A 7,540-nucleotide genomic window follows, 5' to 3' on the forward strand; every position below is an offset into this window, starting at 1 on the left:
GTTGGCTCGACTCTACGGTTTCTACAACTTGCAGATTTTCGACTATCGGTTCTGGTTGAGAAGGTTGGCTCGACTCTTGCCTTTCAACAATAAGTAGATTTTCGACAACCGGTTCTGGTTGAGAAGGTTGGCTCGACTCTACGGTTTCTACAACTTGCAGATTTTCGACTATCGGTTCTGGTTGAGAAGGTTGGCTCGACTCTGGTGTTTCGACAACTGGTTCGGATTCTGGTTCATGATGCTCGATCGACTCTACTGTTTCGACAATGAGCAAATTTTCGACAACCGGTTCTGGTTGAGAAGGTTGGCTCGACTCTGGTGTTTCGACAACTGGTTCGGATTCTGGTTCATGATGCTCGATCGACTCTACTGTTTCTGAAACAACGGGCAGATTTTCGACTATCGGTTCTGGTTGAGAATGCTCGATCGACTCTACGGTTTCTGAAACTTCTAGATTTTCGACAACTGGTGCTGGTGGAGAAGGTTCTATCGGGAGTCTCTCACTTTTATAAAAAACTTTTTTTACAAAAGTGAGCATCCTGCTTGCTTGTTTAGATATCTGTAGCGAGTAAGAGCCTCGGGTTCCTGTGACACCCAAACGGAGATGCTTCGCTTCACTCAAATCTACGGTTTCTGCAACTGGTTCTGATTCTGGTGGAGAAAGTTCTATCGGCTCTGCGGTTTCTGCAACTGATTCTAATTCTGGTTGAGGATGTTCTATCGGCTCTACGGTTTCTGCAACTGGTTCTAATTCTGGTGGAGAAAGTTCAATCAACTCTGCGGTTTCTGCAACTGATTCTAATTCTGGTGGAGAAAGTTCTATCGGCTCTACGGTTTCTGCAACCAGTTCCGATGCGGAATGAGAATCAGAAAGTAACTCTTCAGCTTCTGCAACTGGTTCCGATGCTGAATGAGAATCATAGAGAGACTCTGGTTTATTTGAAACGGGCAGATTGTCCGGGATGATCGTCGGTTGCGATTCAGATTGATGAGAATCGGCGATCGAGTTTTGAATTTCTGCTGCTTGTTGCAGATTTCGATCGACCTCCGGTTCGCTGTGAACCAGATTTTCTTCTGGTTTCTTTTCAGCCGCTGTCAGCCTTAAAAAGACATCTTCGAGAGTAGCGCGAGAGCGACGCATTTCGCACAGTCCAAATCCAGAGGCGACGATAGCTGTAGCAATTTCTCGTCCGGGTTCTCTTTCCGGTTCGCACAAGGCCCGCAGGCGGTAGCGATTCACTAAATATTGCTGGCTTGGAATCAATTCCACCGATCGAACTCCCGGCACATTTTCCAAAGAAGGCAACAGCAGACTGTTTACCAAATCGGCCTCGCCTTCAACTTCGAGTTCGTAACCCTCTCCCACCGCCAACTCTCCCATCAAATTTTCGGGAGTACCCGCAGCGGCGATTTTTCCGCGATTGATGATGGTGACGCGGTTGCAAGTCATGCTGACTTCCGGGAGAATGTGCGTGGAAAGGATGATTGTGTGCTGGCCGCCAAGGCTTTTGATTAAATTGCGGACTTCGATGATTTGTCGGGGGTCGAGACCGACGGTTGGTTCGTCTAAGATAATGACCGGGGGGTCGTGGACGATCGCCTGGGCGATACCGACGCGCTGGCGAAATCCTTTAGAAAGCTTGCGGATTAAAACTTTGCGTTTATCAACCAGGCCGCAGCGTTCGATCGCGGAGGTAACTCGTCGCGCGCGATCGCCCGCCGACACTTGCTTGATCCTGGCCACAAAAAACAGAAACCCTTCCACAGTCATTTCTGGATAAAGCGGCGGGTTTTCCGGCAGATAACCGATGCGCTGTCTGACTGCCATCGAGTTTTCGTGAACGTCGAGGCCGGCGATGCGGGCCGTACCGCTGGATGCCGGCAAATATCCCGACAAAATCCGCATGGTTGTGGTTTTGCCAGCGCCGTTTGGCCCCAAAAACCCGAGAATTTCTCCTGATTCGACCGAAAAAGACACGTCCGCGATCGCTGCGGTCGAACCGTAAGTTTTGCTTAAGTGTTCTACTTCAATCATTTGTCAGAAGTCACGCGATTTTAGGTTTTAGATTTTAGATTTACTTTGCCAACCACAGGCGGGACGCCTGTTCCACGAATTTGAGAGTCCCGCCCGATCGGCGGGTAGATCGAATTTATGGCGAAATTTTTAATTTGATTTTGTCTTCCAGTGTAGTCTGGCAAGAACCAAATCTATCATAAGGGTCGATCGGACTTTGAAGCAAAATGCTAGGTAGTAGGGTGCCAAGCGCGGAAATGATTAGCCGATGTACATCGAATCGCTACCAACTGACGCACCCTACCAGTCGATTCTGTACCTAACCGAACCCTCTACTAGCTGCCTTCGATGTTGTTAGGCGCTGTTTCTAGGTTGATATCGGCATTAAAAACAATCACAAATTGAGCATGGGGGATTAACTGCCGGACGATCCGCAGATAGCCGTCAGCATCGGAATGCCTGAAAAAGTGGGCCACAGTGATTCGCTGCATATTGGGAAGCAGGCGAACAACCAACCACCTGTTAAGGCGCTGTTTGTAGGGCATAATTAAGTTTGTCTCCATTCAGTGTTGGAGCCAAAGCCAGTTCAATGCTTGTCTAGGGCGCGGACTGGCTTTTGACTTTTGTTAGACTTTGTGTCTATCTCTAGGTTGTGACACCAACTACATATAGTCAACTGAATAAATAGAATAAACTGAACTAAGTACGGGACAGATAATGACGCTGGGGCAAAAGCTAAGAGAAAGACGTGAAAGTCTAGGTTTGACTCGAATACAAGTGGCAAGAGCGTGTAATGTGGTGGAATCCACAGTAATCAACTGGGAAACCGACAGACACGTCCCCAAGCTATACCCAGCACAGATGAAAGCCCTGTGCGACTTATTGAAATTCTCGATCGAAGATTTAGTAGTTTAGCTTGGGGAGTTAAGATAAATTAGGTTGGACAATCGCGCTTTTTTGCAGAGAGGGCGATCGCTTTCTATTTGGATTACTGCTGCTGAAATTGAGCCAACAACCAAGCCCCTAGCTGTGCCTGATCTTCAGTGCGACTCCGCCGCAAAGCCTCTTCCAAGAAAGCAATAGTTAATCCCGGCAAAACTTCCGATCGCACAAGCCGCCGACTGCCATTATCAGCAATAATAGCAAAGGCAATAATTTGAGATTTCTGCACGTCCACTACCCAATATTCAGCGACTTTTAACTCTTCGTAAAGCAACCGTTTTTCACCAATATCATCAGCCAAAGTGGAATCAGCAACTTCTATGACCAAATCTGGCGGTGGGGTAACGTCAAGACTTGCGATCGAACTTCCTTGAGGTGCTAATTTAGCTCTTTCTCCAATGTAGTAAGATACGTCTGGCTGACACTCTCTGACTTTCGTTTTCCGGTAACTACAGTTAGTAAGTCCTTTCAGAGAAATACCTTTTATGGTGCAGAATAAGTTAACAGCAAAGCTGATAACTGTATTGTCACTTGCATGGTCTGGCCCTACTGACATAGTTTCAATCCTCATTTGTCCGTTGCGGTAATAGCATTTGGCTTTACTGTAAGCTGGGTCATCTGCCATCGCGATGAATTCTTCCCATGTCGCTACCACCCAGATATCAGTTGGCAATTTAGTCTTTAGTCCACTCATTTTTTTCTCCCAAATATCTCGATCGTATAACACCACTCAATCAAATGCAAACGGGAGCATCCCGCTTTTTAACTCAGCATAACTACCCATTTTAATCTCATTATTTAAATATGCACATCTGAGTCTTAAAATTTGAGGCACGTTTTTTTCGTTCCACTGTGCACCTACAATCTTAATTCTTGCTCCAATCTGTTTAATTAAAGACTCTACAGCTCCAGAACCAATATCAATACCCTGATGCAAGATAATTCTGGTAATTTGGGATTCTTGACTGATGTTTTCTCAGATAATTCTGGAAATTTTTACTTTCTTTAGCTCTCACTCCTACAAATTCGGCTCTAGCTTCTACTGTTGACCCTTGCCACAGTTGGCTCTCGACTCTTCTGAGTCGTTTGAGTGACCCCCCTACTTTATGTAGATTTTCTCTCAAATGATACCAATCTAATACCTCTCTTCTTTGCTCTGTAGTCCCAATTTGATTAAACAGATTCCACACCCCATCATGACCATCTCCCCAAGCAGGTTATCGCTTGAGGTGGCAGTTGGCTATTTACCCATGCTACTAAGTCTGGATTATTTTGGAAGAAGGCTGCTCCTACTTGACTATGTAGCTTAACCGCCTTATAATTCCTCCAAACACTTTGCTCTCCTAATGGAGTTCTCAGTCTGACGTTTCCTCCGTCTATACTCAATGCTTCTACTTGCTCGCTAGCTTGAGCAGAGGAGAATTCGTAACGCTCTAATAGTCGATGTTGTGTACTATGGGGTACATAAATCCCTGTCAACATTTTGAGGTCTCTCTCTGCCTTGGCAAAAGATTCATTTCCCACTAATAATAAACAACATTTTTCCAAATTAGGACTCAGGCGACTTCCCTTCTTTACTCCCAACCTTTGGGCTTGTTTACTCGATAGAGTTATTTCTCCTACACAAATTTTTATGGTTCTTTTTCTACCCGAACCTTTTCCCCCCGCCGATTGAAAAAAAAACCGCTAATTTCTGGTGCTACTGTCTCAATTAAATGTTCCCTCACACTCAGTTCTACGGATTCAAAGCTTTGTAGATTGTCTACTGGGGTATTCTTATAAAGGATCTCTGCTATTTCTTGGAGATTTATTTTGATCTTCTGCTGTTCTTTTGGGGTCATGCTAACTTGGATTTTAGATTATGGTAATTTATCTGCTTTCTATTATGCCATCAGCTTAGCCAGATAATTGTCTAAGTATTTATACTGACAGCTAAAGTGGGATGTTCCCATGCAAATGTCAACTTGTCAACAGAAGTGCCGGCTTGCCAGCTTCGACCGCCAGAACTTCCAGAACTAGCAACGGCGGGCAGGGAACTAAAGGTAATCTGGCTCCAATCTGACAGCAAAACTCTAGATTGTTCTTTTTCCCAAATTTTAGTAGGTAAAGGACTGGCGCTAGCAATTAATGGAAAGCTTAAGAAAGTAATGCAGATGAAAGCAAAAATTAGGCAGAGTGTACTGGCAGCTATTAAGGCAAAGCCTATCTGGCTTGATTTTTTTAACGGCTTGGGACTGTTCATGGAAATCCTCTTGATGTTAACTAAAATCGCGAAAAAGAAAGCTGCTCTATTCTTTCTGAGTTGATGCGTGCAGGACTGCATTTCTTTATATTCGCTTTTTTCTTTAATCAAGCTCTAGTTCCAACTGTGGATTCGGCCGGACTGCTGAATCTGTCCAAGGAGTATCTGCTAAGTTGGACAAATCATAAACATTTTCTTGGTAAGCGTCGTCAAAATTACCTTGACCAACTTCCCTAGGTGATGAGTAACCGACAGTCAAATCGGGTTGCGATTCGTAACCGGAGTTGTTATAGCCGGAATTAGGTTCGAGCGATGAATTGTGCATGGTTTTTCTTAGTTTATGTGGTGAATAGTTTTAACTTAAATCGCATTTAGTTTTTGCAACTTCATCCCTGTGAGCGATTTCGTTCACTAAAAATTACCCCCTCCATTTGGAGGGGGGAGCTGTATGAAAGTTGTTTAGAACGCCAGTTCAGTAAAAGAGGTTGACAAAAAGTATCAAGTATAAGCGCTCGCCTCAATTTAAGCTAGTAATTCAACTTGCCATTCATATTTTGTAGTTTCTCTTTTAACCATTTCTCAAACAGAAGATTTTCCAAATCTTGATGATAAATTTATCAACGTTAGAAACTGTATTAGGCTATAATCTAGTTATCGAGTTAGGTGTTGCAATTGAATCGCCCCATCCAGCTTCTTCGAGTTCGAAATATGCAGGTGGTTGATGCCATCCTGACCTCTGTTACCCAAAAGCATTTAGAAGATGCCGCAACCCTCTGGGAACCAATCCTTAGAGGTAGTGGAGAAGAAGATGAATACTGGGATTGGGTGAGCAAAAGTTATCGTACAAAATTTTTACCGGGAGACGAACTATACGCCATCGAGTGCGATGGCATAACTCAATGTTTAATGACAATTGATATTCTCAAAAAGCGCTGCTATATTGAGTCTCAATTAAGACGTAGATTGGTGTATGTCAGGGCCCTAGCAACGGCTCCTTGGAATCGACCTGCTATCACCAATCCTCCTACTTATAAAGGAGTAGGTGGAACTCTGATAAATTTTGCGATCGCTCGCAGCGAAGAATTAGGATATCAAGGGAGAATAGGCTTGCACGCATTGAGGAGTGCGCTAGTATTTTATAGAAAATTGAGAGTGGGGCTGTTGGACTGCGGCCCAGATCCTGAAGAACCCGACAATCTTAATTACTTTGAAATATTAAGGACAGAAATATGAGTAAATCAATTCCCTCCGAGCCTCAATCCACAATAAACGATACAATCCGCCACCAGCGTTTGATGGAACTGGTAGAAGCTGAAGATGCAGCTAACGGAGAAGTGGGCTGTGGTCGGAATTTAGGAGATCGACCTTCAGTTTATCTAAAAACCTGCGGCATCAATATATCTGATGAGAAGTTAAGAAATTTGTTGAGGGAGTATTTAGGTCATTTATTGATGGAGGTAGATTTTGACTCAATCGTCACCCAAGTGAGTTATTTTATAGAATCGCTAGTAGTGCAAGAAAGCACTCGAACGTCTAATCCACAACCGAAATTAGCGCCCTTTGAATCAGTTGCAGAATACATTCCGGCACGAGAACTCAAACAGTGTATTGAATCGGAATTGGGTGAGTTTTGTTCGTCAAGCGCGATCGAGCAAATTGTTCTGTATACTTGCCAAGTAATTAACAATTGTGTTCTACAACCCCGACATAAGTGGCCCCAACCTATTTGGGTGCTAAGCTCTCTGGAAAAAGTGTATATTGCTCAGGCTTCTAGTTTAGATGCAGCAATTGCCCGAGTGAAAGCACAGTATCCGCAAGAAACCGGAGAATTGCAAGTAATAAAAGTCGGAGGTATTCTTGCGCCCGATCGAGTTATTTCCTTGGACTTAACTGACGATTTTAAATAAAAAAATTGGATAAGAAATATCGTTTTGGTTTTCGATCCAATCCAGGAGCTCATTGAAAGATGGATAAACTCGAACGCTACCGAAGCTTCATCTAAAAACTCCTCGAAGAATACCAGCAGCTAACTTCGGGCAATTCCGATGTCGAATCTGTTTTGCTGTTCGACCCGATTCACGAGCACTAAGTAACCAAACAAAATTAATTACATAAAGACTCTTTACGCTTGTAAGGGTTTGAGCCGAGAATCTGTGTAATTAATTATGTGCAACTACTTATCTTCTCATGAAAATGGGTTGGTATCAAGATAATCGCATCAAAAGCAATGTCATCCACGTTCGCCTGAAAGATGGAAAAATCTGGAGTCAACTACCCAGCATCAAGCGGAGTACCGCCGGAGATGTGGGCTTGTATCTGAACTCCACCGCAATTCCGAGAAC

Annotated in this window: 8 protein-coding genes and 2 pseudogenes; 4 read left to right on the forward strand and 6 right to left on the reverse strand. The window is 44.0% G+C overall.

The features are described 5' to 3' along the window. Positions 1–979: 979 nt before the first annotated feature. Together QUA50_RS19765 and QUA50_RS19770 are read right to left on the reverse strand one after the other, a co-directional pair. Positions 980–2,035, reverse strand: a pseudogene (locus QUA50_RS19765) (ABC transporter ATP-binding protein); the annotation flags it as partial. Positions 2,036–2,349: 314 nt separating this feature from the next. Then, on the reverse strand, positions 2,350–2,559 hold the full coding sequence (locus QUA50_RS19770; RefSeq protein ID WP_333254274.1) for a hypothetical protein: 210 nt from the start codon (positions 2,557–2,559) through the stop codon (positions 2,350–2,352). Positions 2,560–2,731: 172 nt separating this feature from the next. Here QUA50_RS19770 and QUA50_RS19775 point away from each other — a divergent pair, with 172 nt between their 5' ends. Beyond that, positions 2,732–2,929, forward strand: coding sequence for a helix-turn-helix transcriptional regulator (locus QUA50_RS19775; protein WP_332970604.1), 198 nt, complete (start codon positions 2,732–2,734; stop codon positions 2,927–2,929). A 73-nt stretch (positions 2,930–3,002) separates the two neighbouring features. Here the strand turns inward: QUA50_RS19775 and QUA50_RS19780 are convergent, their stop codons facing one another. From QUA50_RS19780 to QUA50_RS19795, 4 genes and pseudogenes are all read right to left on the reverse strand, one after another. Then, positions 3,003–3,650 (reverse strand): Uma2 family endonuclease, encoded by a 648-nt coding sequence (locus QUA50_RS19780; RefSeq protein WP_333266066.1) that lies wholly within the window; start codon positions 3,648–3,650, stop codon positions 3,003–3,005. 36 nt (positions 3,651–3,686) lie between these two features. Beyond that, positions 3,687–4,797, reverse strand: a pseudogene (locus QUA50_RS19785) (ISKra4 family transposase). A 71-nt stretch (positions 4,798–4,868) separates the two neighbouring features. Then, a complete protein-coding gene (locus QUA50_RS19790) occupies positions 4,869–5,198 on the reverse strand; it encodes a hypothetical protein (protein WP_333266068.1) in 330 nt (109 codons plus the stop codon). Between the two features lie 103 nt (positions 5,199–5,301). After that, on the reverse strand, positions 5,302–5,523 hold the full coding sequence (locus tag QUA50_RS19795) for a hypothetical protein (RefSeq protein WP_333266070.1): 222 nt from the start codon (positions 5,521–5,523) through the stop codon (positions 5,302–5,304). A 383-nt stretch (positions 5,524–5,906) separates the two neighbouring features. On the opposite strand from QUA50_RS19795, the gene QUA50_RS19800 reads away from it, so the two are divergent. The 3 genes from QUA50_RS19800 to QUA50_RS19810 all read left to right on the forward strand — a co-directional run. Then, a complete protein-coding gene (locus QUA50_RS19800) occupies positions 5,907–6,431 on the forward strand; it encodes a hypothetical protein (RefSeq protein WP_333298974.1) in 525 nt (174 codons plus the stop codon). Continuing rightward, positions 6,428–7,105 carry a hypothetical protein gene (locus QUA50_RS19805; protein ID WP_333266075.1) on the forward strand — a complete coding sequence of 226 codons (678 nt, stop codon included), beginning with the start codon at positions 6,428–6,430 and terminating at the stop codon, positions 7,103–7,105. Before QUA50_RS19800 ends, QUA50_RS19805 begins: the two co-directional genes overlap by 4 nt. Before the next feature lie 280 nt (positions 7,106–7,385). Further along, a partial coding sequence (locus tag QUA50_RS19810; RefSeq protein WP_333266077.1) for an element excision factor XisI family protein occupies positions 7,386–7,540 on the forward strand: 155 nt, incomplete at its 3' end.

This window comes from Microcoleus sp. M2_D5 (assembly GCF_036701935.1).
Taxonomy (GTDB): Bacteria; Cyanobacteriota; Cyanobacteriia; order Cyanobacteriales; family Microcoleaceae; genus Microcoleus.